Origin of the sequence: Rhodanobacter umsongensis (assembly GCF_042654965.1) — a bacterium.
GTDB lineage: Bacteria > Pseudomonadota > Gammaproteobacteria > Xanthomonadales > Rhodanobacteraceae > Rhodanobacter > Rhodanobacter umsongensis.
Genome location: NZ_JBHSMK010000002.1, coordinates 933,898 through 951,092 on the forward strand (window position 1 = coordinate 933,898; position 17,195 = coordinate 951,092).

A 17,195-nucleotide genomic window follows, 5' to 3' on the forward strand; every position below is an offset into this window, starting at 1 on the left:
CCCGATGAGCTTCCGTCTCACCTACGCCACCATGTACAACCCGCCGGAGACGATGCACGAACGCTTCGAGGCAGCGCTGGCGCGGGTCGAGACCACGCTCGGCGCGCGCCACCGGCTGTTCATCGACGGCGCTGATCGCGATGCCGCGCAGCACGCCGAGCGCTGCGCCCCCTTCGACGGCACACTGCGGCTCGGCGAGTTCGCGCTGGCCAGCCAGGCCGATGTCGATGCCGCGATGGCTGCGGCGCGCGCGGCCTACCCGGCCTGGCGCGCGACGCCGGTCGCCGAGCGGGCGCGCCTGCTGCGCCGCGTCGGCACCCTTCTTGAGGAGCGCGTCTACGAGATAGCCGCCGCGATGGTGCTGGAGGTCGGCAAGAACCGCATGGAGGCGCTCGGCGAGACGCAGGAGACCGTCGACTTCTTTAACCACTACGCCGACGATTTCGAAAGCCACGCCGGCTATGCGCACGTGCTGCCGGACGATCCGATCGAGGGCGTGACCTCGCACAACGCCAGCGTGATGCGGCCGTACGGCGTGTGGGTGGTGATCGCGCCGTTCAATTTCCCGCTGGCGCTGGCCGGCGGCCCGGTGGCCGCGGCGCTGGCCACCGGCAACACCGTCGTGCTCAAGGGCGCCAGCGACACGCCGTGGGCCGGCCGCCTGCTCGCCGACTGCATCCGCGATGCCGGCTTGCCGCCGGGCGTGTTCAACTACCTGTCCGGCTCCGGCCGCGACATCGGCGAGGCGCTGGTGCAGCACCCGCTCACCGCCGGCATCACCTTTACCGGCTCGGTGCCGGTCGGACGGCACCTGATGCAGCAGATGGCCGGCGGCGCGTATCCGCGGCCGTGCATCGCCGAGATGGGCGGCAAGAATCCGTGCATCGTCACCGAGCACGCCGATCTCGACCACGCCGCCGCCGGCATCGTGCGCTCCGCCTACGGCATGGGCGGCCAGAAGTGCTCGGCGCTGTCGCGGCTGTACGTGCATGAAAGCGTCGCCGATGCGCTGACCGGAAAACTGCAGGCGCAGATCGCCGCGATCCGCATCGGCGATCCGCGCCGGCGCGAGCACTGGCTCGGGCCGGTCGTCAATCCGGCTGCCTACGCCAACTACCAGGGCTACATCGACGAACTGCGCACCGATGGCGCCACCCTGCTCGCCGGCGGCGCGCGGATCGGCGAAGGCAGCGCGGGGGAGCCGGCGCTCGCCCGCGGTTATTACGTGGAACCCGCGCTGGCGGAGGCACCGCTCGCCCATCGCCTGTGGCAGCACGAGATGTTCCTGCCGATCCTGATGCTGCATCGCTACCGCGATCCCGAGCAAGCGATGCGGCTGGCCAACGACACGTCCATGGGCCTGACTGCCGGATTCTTCGGCGGCGCGGAGGAAGTGGCCTGGTTCCACGACAACATCGAGGCCGGCGTGACCTACGCCAATCGGCCGCAGGGCGCGACCACCGGCGCCTGGCCCGGCTACCAGCCGTTCGGCGGCTGGAAGGGATCGGGCTCCACCGGCAAGGCAATCGCCTCGTTCTATTACCTCGCGCAGTATCTGCGCGAGCAGTCGCGCACGGTGGTGGAGTGAGCGTGATCCTGCCGCTTGCCGACGCGATCGAGCGCTTCATCACCGACGGCGCGAGTGTCGCGCTCGAAGGCTTCACCCACCTGATCCCGTTCGCCGCCGGGCACGAGATCATCCGCCAGCGCCGGCGCGAACTGCACCTGATCCGGATGACGCCCGACCTGATCTACGATCAGCTGATCGGCATGGGCTGCGCGCGCAAGCTCACCTTCTCCTGGGGCGGCAACCCCGGCGTCGGCTCGCTGCACCGCTTGCGTGACGCAGTGGAAAACCACTGGCCGCGGGCCCTCGAGCTGGACGAGCACAGCCACGCCGGCATGGCCGCCGCGTTCTGCGCAGGCGCGGCGCGCTTGCCGTTCGGCGTGCTGCGCGGCTATCTGGACACCGACCTGCCTGCGCACAACCCGAACATCCGCCGCGTGGCCTGCCCGTTCACCGGCGAGGTGCTGGCGGCGGTGCCTGCGTTGAATCCGGACGTCACCATCCTGCACGCGCAGCGCGCCGACCGCGCCGGCAACGTGGCGATCGAGGGCATCCTCGGTGCGACGCGCGAGGCGGCGCTGGCGGCCACGACATTGATCGTCACGGTGGAGGAGATCGTCGATGCGCTGCCGCCGGCGATGAACGGCATCGTGCTGCCGCACTGGGTGGTCACCGCGGTGGCGCACTGCCCCGGCGGCGCCTACCCCTCGTACGCGCAGGGCCACTACGCCCGCGACAACGCCTTCTACAAGCAGTGGGACGAGATCGCGCGCGACCGTTCGCGCTTTCTCGCCTGGATGCACCGGCACGTGCTCGCCACCGGCGACCATCGCGCCTTTCTCGCCAGCCTGCCGCAGGAGGCCGCATGAGCGCCTGCACCCGCGACGAGTGGATGACCGTCGCCGCGGCGCGCCTGCTGAAGAACCGCGACGTCTGCTTCGTCGGCATCGGCCTGCCCAGCGCCGCCTGCAACCTGGCCCGGCTCACCCACGCGCCGCAGATCGTGCTGATCTACGAGTCGGGCACCATCGGCACGCGCCCTGACGTGATGCCGCTGTCGATCGGCGACGGCGAGCTGGCGCAGACCGCCGCCTGCGTGGTGCCGCTGCCGGAAATCTTCAGCTATTACCTGCAGGCCGGCCGCGTCGACATCGGCTTTCTCGGCGCCGCGCAGATCGACCGCCACGGCAACCTCAACAGCACCGTGATCGGCCCCTACGAGAGGCCGTCCACGCGCCTGCCCGGCGCCGGCGGCGCGCCGGAGATCGCCCAGCACGCCAGGCAGGTGTTCGTGATGCTGCGGGCGTCCAAACGCAGCTTCGTCGAGCGGCTCGCCTTCCGCAGCAGCGCCGGCTACCTCGACGGCCACGGCGCCCGCGCACGCAGCGGTGCCGCCGGCGGCGGCCCGCGCGCGGTGATCACCGACTTCGGCATGCTGGCGCCGCATCCGGAAAGCGAGGAGCTGCAGCTGGTGGCGCTGTTCGAGGGCGCCACCGTCGAGGAGGCCCGCGCCGCGATCGGCTGGCCGCTGCAGCTGGCCGATCGCATCGACACCATCGCGCCGCCGAGCGCGCACGAACTCGACACCCTGCGCGCGCTGCATGCCCGCACGCGCGAGGCGCATGCGCGCCCCGTGCGCATCCCCCTTCAGAACGGATGATCCCGATGAACGCCACGCCGAACCCGAACCACATCAAGACCGCCCTGCCCGGCCCGAAGGCGCAGGCGATGATCGCCCGCGACGCCGAGGTGATCTCGCCCTCGTACCCGCGCGACTACCCGTTCGTGATGTCGCACGGCCGCGGCACCGAGGTGTGGGACGTCGACGGCAACCGCTTCCTCGACTTCATGGCCGGCATCGCGGTATGCGCCACCGGCCATGCGCACCCGCAGGTGGTCAAGGCGGTGCAGGACGCCGCCGCGAAATTCCTGCATATCTCCAGCGACTACTGGCACGAGGAGATGGTCGGGCTCGGCGAGCGGCTGGCCGCCGTTGCACCGCTGGGCGAGCCGGCGATGAGCTTCATCTGCCAGTCCGGCACCGAGGCGGTGGAAGGCGCGTTGAAGCTGGCGCGCTATGTCACCGGGCGGCCGCGCTTCATCGGCTTCCTCGGCGGCTTCCACGGCCGCACCTTCGGCTCGCTGTCGTTCACCTCCAGCAAGTACACCCAGCAGAAGGGCTTCTCGCCCACGCTGGCCGGCGTCACCCACGTGCCGTATCCCAACCCGTACCGTCCGCTGTTCGCCGGCGACGACCAGGGCGCGGCGGTGCTCGACTACATCCGCATGCTGTTCCAGCGCAGCGTGCCGCCGAGCGAAGTGGCGGCGATCCTGATCGAGCCGATGCAGGGCGAAGGCGGCTATCTCACCCCGCCGGACGGCTTCCTCGCCGGCCTGCGCGCGCTGTGCGACGAGCACGGCATCCTGCTGATCTTCGACGAGGTGCAGTCCGGCATCGGCCGCACCGGCAAGATGTTCGCCTGCGAGCACTGGGGCGTGGCGCCGGACATCCTCACCTCGGCCAAGGGGCTGGGCTCGGGCCTGCCGATCGGCGCGGTGATCGCGAAGAAATCGATCATGTCGCAGTGGAAGCGCGGCGCGCACGGCAACACCTACGGCGGCAACCCGGTCACCTGCGCCGCCGCCAACGCCACGCTCGACCTGATGCGCGGCGGCCTGATGGACAACGCCGCCAGCGTCGGCGCGCACTTCATCGCCCGCCTGCGCGAACTGCAGCGCGACTACCCGTGCATCGGCGAGGTGCGCGGCAAGGGGCTGTGGATCGGCATGGAGCTGGTGGAGAACGACGGCAAGAAGACGCCGGCCACCACGCTGTGCGATGCGGTGGTCACCCGCGCCTACCACAACGGCCTGCTGCTGCTTTCCTGCGGCACCAGCACGGTGCGCTTCATGCCGCCGCTGAGCGTGACCACCGCCGAAGTGGACGAGGCCATCGCGCTGCTGCGCGCCAGCCTCGACCAGGCACTCGCCGGAGCCTGAGCATGAAACGTCTCGCGAACGTCGCACCCATCCTTGCCACTGCGCTGGTCATGATGTTCGGTGCGGCGTCCGCGCAGGCCGCGCGCGAGCCCGTGCTCAAGCAGGTCGACCTGCCGCACAGCTACTACTGGCGCGAGCTGTACCTGCCGCAGCTCACCAGCGGCCCGTCCTCGGCCAGCTTCCTGCCCGACGGCGACACGCTCATCTACAGCATGAGCGGCTCGCTCTGGCGCCAGCGCATCGGCGACGCCAGCGCCACCGAGCTGACCCATCCGCAGGCCGCCTACGACTACCAACCCGATGCGTCGCACGACGGCCGCAGCGTGGTGTTCACCCGCTACGACGGCAACGCGCTGGAGCTGTGGCGGCTGGATCTCGGCAACGGCCGCGAGCAGCGCCTCACCGACCAGGGCGCGGTGAACGTGGAGCCGCGGCTATCGCCCGACGGCAAGCGACTCGCCTGGGTATCCACCCAGGGCACCGGCCACTTCAACCTGTTTCTCGCCGACATCGACGCCACCGGCCTGCACCACCCGCACCTGCTGCTGGGCGAACGCAAGAGCACGCTGGACCGCTACTACTACTCGGCCTTCGACCACGCGATCAATCCGTCCTGGTCGCCGGACGGCAGGACGATCTACTACGTCAGCAATCCGGAGATCGGCTGGGGCACCGGCGACATCTTCGCGGTGGATGTCGACCACCCCACGCAGCGTCGCCGCGTGCTGAGCGAGGAAACCAGCTGGAGCGCGCGACCCGAACTGGCGCCGGACGGCAAGCGCCTGCTCTACGCCAGCTACCACGGCCGCCAGCACCAACAGCTGTGGCTGACCACCGCCGACGGCGCCGCGCCGCTGCCGCTGAGCTTCGGCGCGTTCGACCGCCGCAACGCGCGCTGGTCGCCGGACGGCTCGCGCATCGCCGTCATCGACAACCGCGATGGCGACACCGCGCTGCGCGTGATCGAGACGCTGGGCGGTGCCAGCCAGGACGTCGCGGCGACGCAACGCCACTACCGATCGCCGCAGGCAAAACTCACCCTCGACATCGTCGACGAGCACGGCCAGCGCACGCCGGCGCGCGTGGCGATCGTCGCCAGCGACGGCCGCGCCTACGCGCCGCCGCACGCCTGGGTCTCCGCCGACGATGGCTTCGACCGCGCCCTGCAGCACAGCGAGACGCACTACTTCCACTGCGCGCCGCCGTGCACGCTGGACGTGCCGGCCGGCAAGGCCGCGATCTGGGTGCAGCACGGCTTCGCCTACGCGCCGTGGCGCCGCACGGTCGACCTGTCGAACGGCCACGCCACGCAGCTCATCGCCACGCTGGTGCCGGACGCGCTGCCGGCCGCCTTCGGCGACTTCGTCAGCGCCGACCTGCACATCCACATGAACTACGGCGGGCACTACCGCAACACGCCGGCGCACCTCGCGCTGCAGGCGCGCGCGGAAGACCTCGACATCGCGTGGGACCTGGTGGTGAACAAGGAGGAGCGCGTGCCGGACATCGCCAGCTTCCGCACCGACGCCGACCCGGCCAGCACGCCGCAGACCTTGGTGCTGCACGGGCAGGAGTACCACACCAGTTTCTGGGGCCACCTCGGCCTGCTGCACCTCGACGACCACTACATCACCCAGGGCTATTCGGCCTACCGCCACACCGCGATGGCCAGCCCGTGGCCGACCAATGCCGCCGTGGCCGACCTCGCCCACGCGCAGGGCGGCCTGGTCGGCTACGTGCATCCGTTCGACGTGCTGCCCGACCCGGAGCACGACGCGGTACTCAGCAACGAGCTGCCCGCCGACGTCATCGAAGGCAAGGTCGACTACATCGAGGTGATGGGCTTCTCCGACCACAAGGCCACCGCCACCGTGTGGTACCGCCTGCTCAACCTGGGCCTGCGCCTGCCCACGGGCGCCGGCACCGATGCGATGGCGAACTACGCCTCGCTGCGCGGGCCGGTCGGCATGAACCGCGTTTTCCTCGACACCGGCGGCCAGCGCGACGCAGCCAGCGCGCTCGACGCGCTGAAGGCCGGCCACGGCTTCGCCAGCAACGGCCCGCTGCTCGGCCTCCTGCTCGACGGCGCCCGGCCCGGCACGCAGCTCGCCCCGGGGCGCCACCACTACCGCGTGGCGCTGCGCTCGCCCGTTGCCGTGGATCATCTGGAACTGGTGCACAACGGCCGGGTGGTGAAGACCTTCACGCTCGGCGGTGACCGCCGCCATCTCGACGCCGAGGGCGATCTCGACCTCGACGGCGGCTGGGTGCTGCTGCGCGCGTGGAACGACGGTGCCGACCCGCAAGTGCTCGACCTCTATCCCTACGCCACCACCAATCCGGTGTGGCTGGGCGACCAGGTGCTCGCGGCCAGCGCGCGCGACGATGCAGCCTGGTTTGCCAAGTGGATGGACCGCACCATCGAGGCCGCCGCCGCGCGCGACGACTACAACACCGCGGCGGAGAAGCGCATGACGCTGGACTACCTCAGCAAGGCCCGCGAGGCCTATCGCGCATTGGCCGCCGGCAAGTCGCCGACGAAGACCGCGGACGCCGGCCGATGATCCGCCGCCTGCAGCACCTGGCCCTGCTCGCGCTGGCGCTGTTGCCGCTGGCCACCTTCGCCGCCGACAAGACCCCGTTCACCCCGGCCGACATAAACCGCATCGCCGTGCTCGCCGACCCGGCGCTGTCGCCCGACGGCCACTGGCTGGTCTACACCGTCACCACCACGAATGCCGAACGCGACCAGCCGCAGTCGGACCTGTGGCGGGTGGGCTTCGACGGCCGCACGCGCACGCAGCTCACCCACACGCCCGACGCCGACGAATCGCAGGCGCAGTGGTCCGGCGACGGCCGCTTCATCGCCTTCCTCTCCGACCGCAAGCCCGCAGCCAGCAAGGACGACGACACCGGCACGCAGGTGTGGACGATGCCCGCCGACGGCGGCGAAGCGCGGCAGGTGACGCATCTCCCCGCCGGCGTGGAGGAGTTCGCGCTGTCACCGGATGGCAAGCAGCTGGCGGTGATCGCCTTCGATCCCGAGCGTCCCGCCGGCACGCCGAAGCCGAAGAACCCGCCGCCGATCGTCACCGACCGCTTCCAGTTCAAGGACGACGACTCGGGCTGGCTGGGCGCGCGCCACAAGCACCTGTACACGGTCGACCTCGCCAGTGGCGCCGCCACCGAACTCACCACGGGCGCGCACGACGAGCAGCTGCCCGCGTGGTCGCCGGACAGCCGCCGGATCGCCTACGTCACCCGGCGTGGCGCCGACCCGGACCGCACCCTCAACTTCGACATCTATGTCATCGACGCCCGTGCCGGTGCGCAAGAGCGCCAGCTCACCACCTTCCCCGGCTCCGACCTCGATCCGTACTGGGCCTCGCGCCCGGCCTGGTCGCCGGACGGCAAGCGCATCGCCTACCTGCAGAGCGGCGAGGATAAGTGGATCTACTACGCGCCGTGGCAGCTGGCGGTGATCGATGTAGCCACCGGCAAGGCGACGATCCCCGCGCCGATCGACCGCTGCTTCACCCATCCGCACTGGTCGCCGGACGGGCGCAGCGTCTACGCGCTGATCGAGCAGGCCGAGGTCACCCACCTGGCGCGCATCGACGTGGCCAGCGGCAAGGTGACCGAGCTGACCCATGGCGATCGTTTCGATGTCGACCTGTCGGTGTCGCGCAACGGCCGCATCGCCGTGCTCGGCGGCGACGACCTGCATCCCTACAACCTCGCCGCGCTCGACGGCGAGCACCTACGCCCGCTGGCCGACCACAACGAATGGCTGGCCGGCAAGCAGCTGGCAAGCACCGAGACGCTGCACTTCACCAGCGCCGACGGCACCAGACTCGACGGCCTGCTGGTGAAGCCGATCGGCTACGTGCAGGGCCGGCGCTACCCGACCATCCTGCGCGTGCACGGCGGCCCGGTGTACCAGTTCAGCCATGAATTCATGGAGGACTGGCAGGTCTACGCGGCCAACGGTTTCGCGGTGCTGGCGGTGAATCCGCGCGGCAGCTCCGGCCGCGGTTTCGATTTCGCGCGGGCGATCTACGCCGACTGGGGCAACAAGGACAGGCAGGACGTGCTCGCCGGCGTCGACCATGCGGTGAAGCTCGGCATCGCCGATCCCGACCACCTCGGCATCGGCGGCTGGAGCTACGGCGCGATCCTCACCGACGCGATCATCGCCCGTGACACGCGCTTCAAGGCGGCGATCAGCGGCGCCGGCAGCGGCAACATGTACGGCATGTACGGCGACGACGAATACGCGCGCGAGTACGAGCTGGAGCTGGGCACGCCGTGGGGCAACCGCGAGGCCTGGGACCGCGCGAGCTACCCGTTCCTGCATGCCGACCGCATCACCACGCCGACCCTGTTCCAGTGCGGCGAACGCGACTTCAACGTGCCCTGCATCGGCGCCGAGCAGATGTACCAGGCACTGCGCTCGCTGAAGATTCCCACGCAACTGGTGGTCTATCCCGGCCAGCACCACGGCATCACGGTGCCGAGCTACCTGCGCGACCGGATGCAGCGCAACCTGGCCTGGTACGACCGCTTCCTGAAGCCTGCTGGCAGCGGCCCATGAACCGCACGGCGTCAGTGCGGCGGACGATAACGGTTGAAGCGCTTGAGCAGCTTGACCAGCGCCGCATGCGGGATCGCCCTGGCGTAGTGCCCACCGTCGCCCTGCATGTCGCGCGCGGCGACCATCGCGTTGACGATCGCCTCCTCGGCCGCCTGCGCGGTCGCCTCGAACAGGCCATCGAGATGGTCGTTGCCGATGAAGCTGGCCTGTTGCAGCGGCTGGTCGCGCAGCGCCTCGGCATTGGCGGTGGAGAACGCCACGAAGATGTCGCCGGAGCCGTTGCCGGCATAACTGCCCATCCGCGCCAGGCCCATGCCGGCGCGCTTGGCGATGCGCTTCAGCTGCTGCGGCAGCAGCGGCGCGTCGGTGGCGACCACGATGATGATCGAGCCGGTGTCGCCCGCGGCGGGGTTCGGCGCGCTGTAGATGCGGTCGTCGCGCAGGTACTGGCCCACCGGTACGCCGGCGATGCGCAGGCTGTCGCGCAGCCCGTAGTTGGCCTGCACCAGCACGCCGATCGTGTAGTCGCGCGCGCCGACGCGCACGCGCCGCGAGGCGGTGCCGATGCCGCACTTGAATTCGTGGCAGATCATGCCGGTGCCGCCGCCGACGTTGCCCTCGGCGACCGGCCCGCCCTTCGCCTCGTGCAGCGCCCGCGCGGCATCCTCGGGATGCACGTGGAAGCCGTTGATGTCGTTGAGCTCGCCGTCCCAGGTTTCGGCCACGACCGGCAGCGACCACCAGTAGCCCGATGCGTCGGCGCCGCCCGCGCGCACCCGCTCGGCGATCACCGCATCGCGCACCACGCCGACGCTGTGCGTGTTGGTCAGCATCACCGGACCTTCCAGCTGGCCGGATTCCTCCAGCCACGCGGTGCCGGTCATCTCGCCGTTGCCGTTGAGCGCGAACCACGCGCCGAACGCTGGCAGCTCGTAGCTGGCGTGCCCGCGCGGCAGGATCGCGGTGACGCCGGTGCGCACCTTGTGGCCGTTGGCGAGATCCTCGATCAGGGTGACCTGGCCGACCGCGACCCCGGCGACGTCGGTGATAGCGTTCAACGGCCCCGGCGTTCCGTCGAACGGCACGCCAAGATCGCGCGCTCGCGGTTCGGCTGCAGACACGACGCCGCACAGGACACACAATGCAAGTGCGAGACGGAAGCGGGGCATGCAGACTCCGGTAGATGGCCGTTCGTCGCACCAGTCTATCCCGAGAGTGGAGCCCACCATGCAAGCTGACACCCTGCCCGACGGTCTCGACCGCGCGCGCGCCCTTTCCCCCCGCTACTACTTCGGCGATGCGATGCTGGCGATGGAGCAGCGTGCGGTGTTCGCACGCAGCTGGCAGCTGGTGGCGCACCAGGGTTTGCTGGCCGAACCGGGCGACCACGCGGTCGAGCAGATCGCCGGCGTGCCGGTGCTGCTGGTGCGTGGCCAGGACGGCGTGCTGCGTGCGTTCCCGAACGTCTGCCGCCACCGCGCCGGGCCGCTGGCGCTGTGCAACGGCAAGGGGGCCAAGGCACTGCACTGCAAGTACCACGGCTGGACCTACACCCTCGCCGGCCAGCTGCGCAGCGCGCCGGAAATGCAGGACGCCTGCGACTTCAAGGTCGAGGACATCCGGCTGCCGCCGCTGCGCGTGCACGAATGGCAGGGCCTGGTGTTCGTGGCGCTAAGCGACGACGTGCCGGCGTTCGACGAGGTCTACGCCGGCATCGCCGAACGCATCGCGCCGATCGACCTGGCCGCGATGCGCTACCTGCGCCGCGACAGCTACGAGCTCGAGTGCAACTGGAAGGTGTACATCGACAACTTCCTCGAGGGCTACCACCTGCCGCACGTGCACCCGGGCCTGTCCCGCGTGCTCGACTACCGCGCCTACGACACCGAGCTGTTCGCGTGGCATTCGCTGCAGTCCTCGCCGCTGCGCAACAGCGGCGACATCTACGGCGACGGCCAGGCGTTCTACTACTTCATCTATCCCAACGTGATGCTCAACATCATGCCCGGCCGCATGCAGACCAACCGCATCCTGCCGCTCGGGCCGGGCCGCTGCCGGGTCGAGTTCGACTACTACTACGCACAGGACGAGCAGGCGCAGGCGCGCATCGCTGCCGACCAGTCGTTCAGCGACGAGGTGCAGGCCGAGGACATCACGATCTGCGAAGCGGTGCAGAAGGGCCTGGCATCCGGTTTCTACAGCGCCGGGCGGCTGTGCCCGAAACGCGAAGGCGGCGTCTGGCATTTCCAGAACCTGCTGCGCGCCGCCTATGCCCATGACACCGGGGAATCCGCATGAGCACGAGACTGTACGGCCTGTGCTTCGCGCTCGCGGCGCTGGCCACCGCGCCGCTCGCCCACGCCCAGGATGCGCAGCGCACCGTGGTGCGCGCCGGCCACCTGCTCGACGTCGACAGCGGCCGCCTGCTCGCCGACCAGGCGGTGACCATCGAGCACGGCCGCGTCGTCGCGGTCGCGCCGTGGACGCCTGCCGCCGCGGGCATGCACGTGCTCGACTGGTCGGCCTGGACCGTGGTGCCGGGCCTGATGGACATGCACACCCATCTCGCCGACGAAGGCCAGATGGCCGACCCCGGCGCGCCGCTGAAGAGCAACCCCGCACGCGACGCCTTCATCGGCGCGAAGAACGCACGCGACACCGTGCGCGCCGGCTTCACCACCGTGCGCGATGTGGGCGCGTACCGCGGCTTCGCCGACGTCGCCCTGCGCGACGCGATCAACGCCGGCTATGTACCCGGACCGCGCATGTTCGTCGCCGGCGCCTACATCACCGTGCCCGGCGGCGGCGGCGAGATCACCGGCCTGCCGCCGGGCACCGTGGTGCCGGACGTATTCCGCCGCGGCGTCTCCAGGGGCGTGGACGACGTGCGCCGGCATGTCGACATCGTGCTCGACGGCGGCGCCGACCTGATCAAGGTCATCGCCACCGGCGCCGTGCTGACTGCCGGCACCGAACCCGGGCAATCCGAATACAGCGAAGCCGAAATCCACGCCGCGGTGGCGGAAGCCGCGAAGCGCGGCGCCTTCGTCGCGGCGCACGCGCATGGCGCCGAAGGCATCAAGCGCGCGATACGCGCCGGCGTGCGCTCGGTCGAGCACGCCTCGCTGATCGACGACGAAGGGATCGCGCTGGCGAAGCAGCATGGCACCTGGCTGGTGATGGACATCTACGACGGCGACTACATCGACAGCGTCGGACGCGCGGCGGGCTGGTCGGCGGAAATCCTGCGCAAGAACATCGAGACCACCGAGGCGCAGCGCGAGGGCTTCCGCAAGGCGGTCAAGGCCGGCGTGCGCCTGGCGTTCGGCACCGATGCCGGCGTCTACCCGTATGGCGACGATGCGCGCCAGTTCGCCTACATGGTGCGCTACGGGATGACCCCGCTGCAGGCGATCCGTTCGGCCACCATCGACGCCGCGCGCCTGCTCGGCAAGGAACGCGAGCTCGGCTCGATCGCGCCCGGCAAGGCCGCCGACCTGGTCGCGGTGGGCTGCAATCCGCTGCATGACGTGGACTGCCTGCGGCAGATCCGCGGCGTGATCAAGGCCGGCACGCCGGTTTCCCTCGACCGATGAGCATGACCGCGCCCGTGAGCAACCATCGCAAGATCGGCTTCTGGACCTGCACCGCGCTGGTGGTGGGCAACGTGATCGGCATGGGCATCTTCCTGCTGCCTGCCTCGCTCGCGCCGTACGGCTTCAACGCACTGATCGGCTGGACCGTCACCCTGCTCGGCTGCCTCGCGCTGGCGCGGGTGTTCTCCTACCTGGCGCAGGCCCTGCCCGACGCCGACGGCCCCTATGGCTACATCCGCCGCACACTCGGCGAGCTGCCCGCGTACATGGCGCTGTGGGCGTACTGGGTGTCGCTGTGGCTCACCAACGCGGCGCTGGCCACCGGCGTGGTGGGCTACATCACGGTGGTGTTCCCGACGCTGCAGGCGATCCACCCGGCGGTATTCGCACTGGGCCTGTTGTGGCTGTTCGTGGCGATCAACCTGCTCGGCGTGCGCGCCGGCGGCAGCGTGCAGATCGTCACCACCGCGCTCAAGCTGCTGCCGATGATCGCCATCGCCGTACTCGGCGCGTGGGTGCTGCTGCACGCGCCGGCGAGTTACAGCGCGCACCTGCCGACCACGCCGATCAGCCTGAAGGACACCATGGCCGCCGGCACCATCGCGCTGTTCGCCATGCTCGGCATCGAGTCGGCCAGCGTGCCGGCGGCGCGGGTGAACGACCCCGGCCGCACCATTCCGCGCGCCACCATGGTCGGCACCGTGCTCACTGCGGTGATCTACATCATCGTCTCCACCGTGCCGCTGCTGCTGATCCCGCAGCAGGAGCTGGGCAACGCCAGCGCGCCGTTCGCGCTGCTGATGGACCGCTTCGGCGGCGCCGGCTTCGGCCGCTGGCTGTCGCTGTTCGTCGTGGTCAGCGGGCTGGGCGCGCTCAACGGCTGGACGCTGCTGGTGGGCGAGCTCACCCGCACCATGGCCGCCAACGGCGTGCTGCCCAGAGTGTTCGTGCGCGACAACCGCCGCGGCGCGCCCGCGGTGGCGCTGGTGGTCACCGGCGCGCTGGCCTCGGTGATGGTGTGGATGAGTTACAGCAAGTCGCTGGTGTCGGCCTTCACCTTCATCACCCGCGTGGTCACCGCCGCCAACCTGCCGCTGTACCTGTGCTGCTCGCTGGCGCTGATCGTGCTGTGGCGCCGCGGCACGGTGCGCGGCGCGGTGCTGCCGGCCGCTGTGCTCGGCGTGCTGTTCGTGGTGTTCGCCTTCATCGGCATCGGCCACGAACCGCTGGTGCTCGGCCTGGGCCTGATCGCCGCCGGCCTGCCGCTGTACGCCTTCATGCGGCTGCGCCGCCGCCATGCCGCCGCCAAGGTCTGACCCGATGCGCGATCCCCGCTACGACATCCTGTTCACCCCGATCAAGATCGGCCCGGTCACGGCGAAGAACCGCTTCTTCCAGGTGCCGCACTGCAACGGCATGGGCCACGCGATGCCGCTGGCGCATGCAGCGATGCGCGAGGCCAAGGCCGAGGGCGGCTGGGCGGTGGTCTCCACCGAGGAATGCGAGATCCATCCGAGCGGCGACCTCACGCCCTACGTCGAGGCGCGGTTGTGGGACGACCGCGACATCCCCGCGCTGGCGCTGATGTGCGACAAGGTGCACGCGCACGGCGCACTGGCCGCGCTGGAGCTGTCGCACAACGGCCCCACCGCGTCGAACCTGTATTCGCGCGAAGTGCTGCTGGCGCCCTCGCACCAGCCGTCCAAGTACGGCTACCCGTCGCAGGCGCGCGCGATGACCCTGCACGACATCCGCGAATACCGCCGCTGGCATCGCGAGGCGGCGATCCGCGGCAAGCGCGCGGGGATGGACATCATCTACGTCTACGCCGCGCATGACCTGTCGCTGGCGATGCATTTCCTGCAGCGCCGGCGCAACCAGCGCAGCGACGAGTATGGCGGCTCGCTGGAGAACCGCGTGCGGCTGCTGCGTGAGGTGCTGCAGGACACCAAGGACGCGGTCGGCGACAGCTGCGCGGTGGCGCTGCGCTTCGCCACCGAGGAATTGCTCGGGCCCGGCGGGGTGGAGCTGGCCGAAGCGAAGGAGATCGTCGGCATGCTGGCCGAGCTGCCCGACCTGTGGGACGTGAACGTGGCCGCCTGGTACAACGACTCGGTGCCCTCGCGCTTCGCCGGCGAAGGCGCGCAAGAGCCGTTCATCGACTTCGTCAAGCAGACCACCAGCAAGCCGGTGGTGGGCGTGGGCCGCTTCACCTCGCCGGACACGATGGCGTCGCAGCTCAAGCGCGGCGTGCTGGACATGATCGGTTGCGCGCGCCCGTCGATCGCCGACCCGTTCCTGCCGCGCAAGATCGAGGAAGGCCGCATCGACGACATCCGCGAATGCATCGGCTGCAACATCTGCGTCTCCGGCGACATGACCATCTCGCCGATCCGCTGCACGCAGAACCCGACCATGGGCGAGGAATGGCGCAAGGGCTGGCACCCGGAGCGCATCGCGCCGAAGCGTTCGGCCAGCCGCGTGCTGGTGGTCGGTGCCGGGCCGGCCGGACTGGAGGTCGCCCGCGCGCTCGGCCAGCGCGGTTACGAAGTGAGCCTGGCCGAAGCACGCAAGGAGCTCGGCGGCCGCGTCACCCGCGAGGCGCGCCTGCCCGGCCTGGCCGAATGGGCACGCGTGCGCGACTGGCGCGTGGGCCAGATCGACAAGCTCGCGAATATAGCCGTCTATCTCGATTCGGCCTTGACCGCGCAGGACGTGCTCGACTTCGGCGCCGAACATGTCGTGCTCGCCACCGGCTGCCACTGGCGCCGCGACGGCTACGGCCGCAGCAACGGCTTCGCCATCCCCGGCTTAGCCAACAACCCCCGCGTGTTCACGCCCGACGACCTGATGGACGGTCGCCTGCCGGAAGGCCGCTTGGTCGTGTTCGACGACGACGGCTTCTACTACGGCAGCGTGGCCGCGGAGCTGCTGCGCCTGCGCGGCTGCGAGGTGATCCACCTCACCCCGGACGACAGCATCGCGCCGTGGAGCCAGCACACGCTCGACTACCGGCATATCCGCAAGCGGATGACGAAGCTCGGCATCGAGGCGATGGTGTCGCACGACATCGTCAGCTACGACGGCACCACGCTGACCGTCGAGGACGTCTGGACCCACCAGCGCCGCGAGCTGGCTTGCGACGCGGTGGTCACGGTGACTGCCCGCGTGCCCGACGACGCGCTGTACCAGGAGCTGCTGCGGCGCGAACCGGAATGGCCCACCGCCGGCGTGCAGTCGTTGCGCTGCATCGGCGACGCCGAGGCGCCGGGGCTGATCGCGCACGCGGTCTACGCCGGCCATCGCTACGCCCGCGAACTGGAGGAGCCGGCTTCCGGCGAGGTCGCGTTCAAGCGGCACTTCCATACCGCCGACGCCGACGACTTGCTGCGCGGGTCGCCGGCTTAGCTGCCGCGATCGGCCCACGCATCCGGATCGACCGACCCCGGCACCCGCCTAGATAACCTGCCGGATCCGCTGCGCGAAGGCTGCGTCCAGCCGCGGCAGGACTTCCAGCGCGCCCAGGTTCTGTTCCAGTTGTTGGCGTCGGCTGGCACCCAGCATTACCGTGGAAACGTGCGGATTGAGCAGGCACCAGGCGATCGCCAGTTGCGCCAGGCTGGTGCCGAGCTCGGCGGCGATGGGTTGCAAGGCGCGCACCTTGCCCAGGCGTTCATCGCCGTGGCCCAGCACGCTTTCGCGCAGCCATTCGTAACCGGGTTGGGCCAGCCGCGAGTCGGCCGGCACGCCGTCGTTGTACTTGCCGCTGAGCAGGCCGGACGCCAGCGGCGACCAGATCGTGGTGCCCATGCCGTAGGCTTCGTACAGCGGCGCGTATTCCACCTCCACCCGCTCGCGATGCAGCAGGTTGTATTCCGGCTGCTCCATCACCGGCGCGTAGAGATGGTTTTCGCGCGCGATCCGATGCGCCTCGTGGATCGCCTCGGCCGGCCATTCGCTGGTGCCCCAGTACAGCACCTTGCCCTGGCGGATCAGCGTGTCCATCGCTGCCACGGTTTCCGCGATCGGCGTGTCCGGATCGGGGCGATGGCAGAAGTACAGGTCCAGGTAGTCCACGCGCAGGCGCTGCAACGCCTGGTGGCAGGCTTCCATCACGTGCTTGCGCGACAGCCCGCGCTGGGTCGGCAGCGGCTTGTCGTAGGCTCCGAAGAACACCTTGCTGGAGACGCAGTAGCTGTCGCGCGGAAAGCGCAGGTCGGCCAGCACGTCGCCCATCACCTGCTCGGCCACGCCGTTGTTGTAGGTTTCGGCGTTGTCGAAGAAGTTCACCCCGCGATCGTGCGCCAGCGCCAGCAGCTCGCGCGCCTGCGTGCGACCCACCTGCTTGCCGAAGGTGACCCAGGCGCCGAACGACAGCGCGGACAGTTGCAGACCGGATTTGCCAAGGCGACGGTAAAGCATGGGGATGCTCCGATGA

12 protein-coding genes are annotated in these 17,195 nt (G+C 70.1%); 10 read left to right on the forward strand and 2 right to left on the reverse strand.

What is annotated here, in order from left to right; genetic code table 11:
- The first annotated feature begins 4 nt into the window (after window positions 1–4).
- From ACFPME_RS04515 to ACFPME_RS04540, 6 genes are read left to right on the forward strand one after another with little or no spacing between them, the layout of a single operon-like run.
- A complete protein-coding gene (locus ACFPME_RS04515) occupies window positions 5–1,588 on the forward strand; it encodes an aldehyde dehydrogenase family protein (RefSeq protein WP_377302456.1) in 1,584 nt (527 codons plus the stop codon).
- The gene (locus ACFPME_RS04520) at window positions 1,585–2,436 is read left to right on the forward strand and encodes a CoA transferase subunit A (RefSeq protein ID WP_377302458.1); all 852 of its coding nucleotides are present in this window, start codon (window positions 1,585–1,587) and stop codon (window positions 2,434–2,436) included. Before ACFPME_RS04515 ends, ACFPME_RS04520 begins: the two co-directional genes overlap by 4 nt.
- Window positions 2,433–3,227, forward strand: a complete 795-nt coding sequence (locus tag ACFPME_RS04525; RefSeq protein ID WP_377302460.1) for a CoA-transferase subunit beta — start codon at window positions 2,433–2,435, stop codon at window positions 3,225–3,227. Before ACFPME_RS04520 ends, ACFPME_RS04525 begins: the two co-directional genes overlap by 4 nt.
- Window positions 3,228–3,232: 5 nt before the next feature.
- Window positions 3,233–4,567 (forward strand): acetyl ornithine aminotransferase family protein, encoded by a 1,335-nt coding sequence (locus tag ACFPME_RS04530; RefSeq protein WP_377302462.1) that lies wholly within the window; start codon window positions 3,233–3,235, stop codon window positions 4,565–4,567.
- Window positions 4,568–4,569: 2 nt separating this feature from the next.
- A complete protein-coding gene (locus ACFPME_RS04535) occupies window positions 4,570–7,131 on the forward strand; it encodes a CehA/McbA family metallohydrolase (protein ID WP_377302464.1) in 2,562 nt (853 codons plus the stop codon).
- Window positions 7,128–9,161, forward strand: a complete 2,034-nt coding sequence (locus ACFPME_RS04540) for a S9 family peptidase (protein ID WP_377302466.1) — start codon at window positions 7,128–7,130, stop codon at window positions 9,159–9,161. The genes ACFPME_RS04535 and ACFPME_RS04540 overlap by 4 nt, the downstream gene beginning before the upstream one ends.
- 11 nt (window positions 9,162–9,172) lie before the next feature.
- Here ACFPME_RS04540 and ACFPME_RS04545 read toward each other — a convergent pair whose 3' ends face one another.
- A complete protein-coding gene (locus ACFPME_RS04545) occupies window positions 9,173–10,219 on the reverse strand; it encodes a DmpA family aminopeptidase (RefSeq protein WP_377302468.1) in 1,047 nt (348 codons plus the stop codon).
- Window positions 10,220–10,388: 169 nt separating this feature from the next.
- Between ACFPME_RS04545 and ACFPME_RS04550 the strand changes: the two genes are divergently transcribed.
- Genes ACFPME_RS04550 through ACFPME_RS04565 form a run of 4 tightly spaced genes read left to right on the forward strand, consistent with a single transcriptional unit; the run spans window position 10,389 to window position 16,165 of the window.
- The gene (locus ACFPME_RS04550) at window positions 10,389–11,459 is read left to right on the forward strand and encodes an aromatic ring-hydroxylating oxygenase subunit alpha (RefSeq protein ID WP_377302470.1); all 1,071 of its coding nucleotides are present in this window, start codon (window positions 10,389–10,391) and stop codon (window positions 11,457–11,459) included.
- Window positions 11,456–12,757, forward strand: a complete 1,302-nt coding sequence (locus ACFPME_RS04555; protein ID WP_377302472.1) for a Xaa-Pro dipeptidase — start codon at window positions 11,456–11,458, stop codon at window positions 12,755–12,757. Before ACFPME_RS04550 ends, ACFPME_RS04555 begins: the two co-directional genes overlap by 4 nt.
- Before the next feature lie 14 nt (window positions 12,758–12,771).
- A complete protein-coding gene (locus tag ACFPME_RS04560) occupies window positions 12,772–14,073 on the forward strand; it encodes an amino acid permease (RefSeq protein WP_377302474.1) in 1,302 nt (433 codons plus the stop codon).
- 4 nt (window positions 14,074–14,077) lie between these two features.
- Window positions 14,078–16,165: an oxidoreductase gene (locus ACFPME_RS04565; RefSeq protein WP_377302476.1), complete on the forward strand. Its 2,088-nt coding sequence runs from the start codon at window positions 14,078–14,080 to the stop codon at window positions 16,163–16,165.
- Window positions 16,166–16,213: 48 nt separating this feature from the next.
- Here ACFPME_RS04565 and ACFPME_RS04570 read toward each other — a convergent pair whose 3' ends face one another.
- A complete protein-coding gene (locus tag ACFPME_RS04570; protein WP_377302477.1) occupies window positions 16,214–17,179 on the reverse strand; it encodes a potassium channel beta subunit family protein in 966 nt (321 codons plus the stop codon).
- Window positions 17,180–17,195 lie beyond the last annotated feature (16 nt).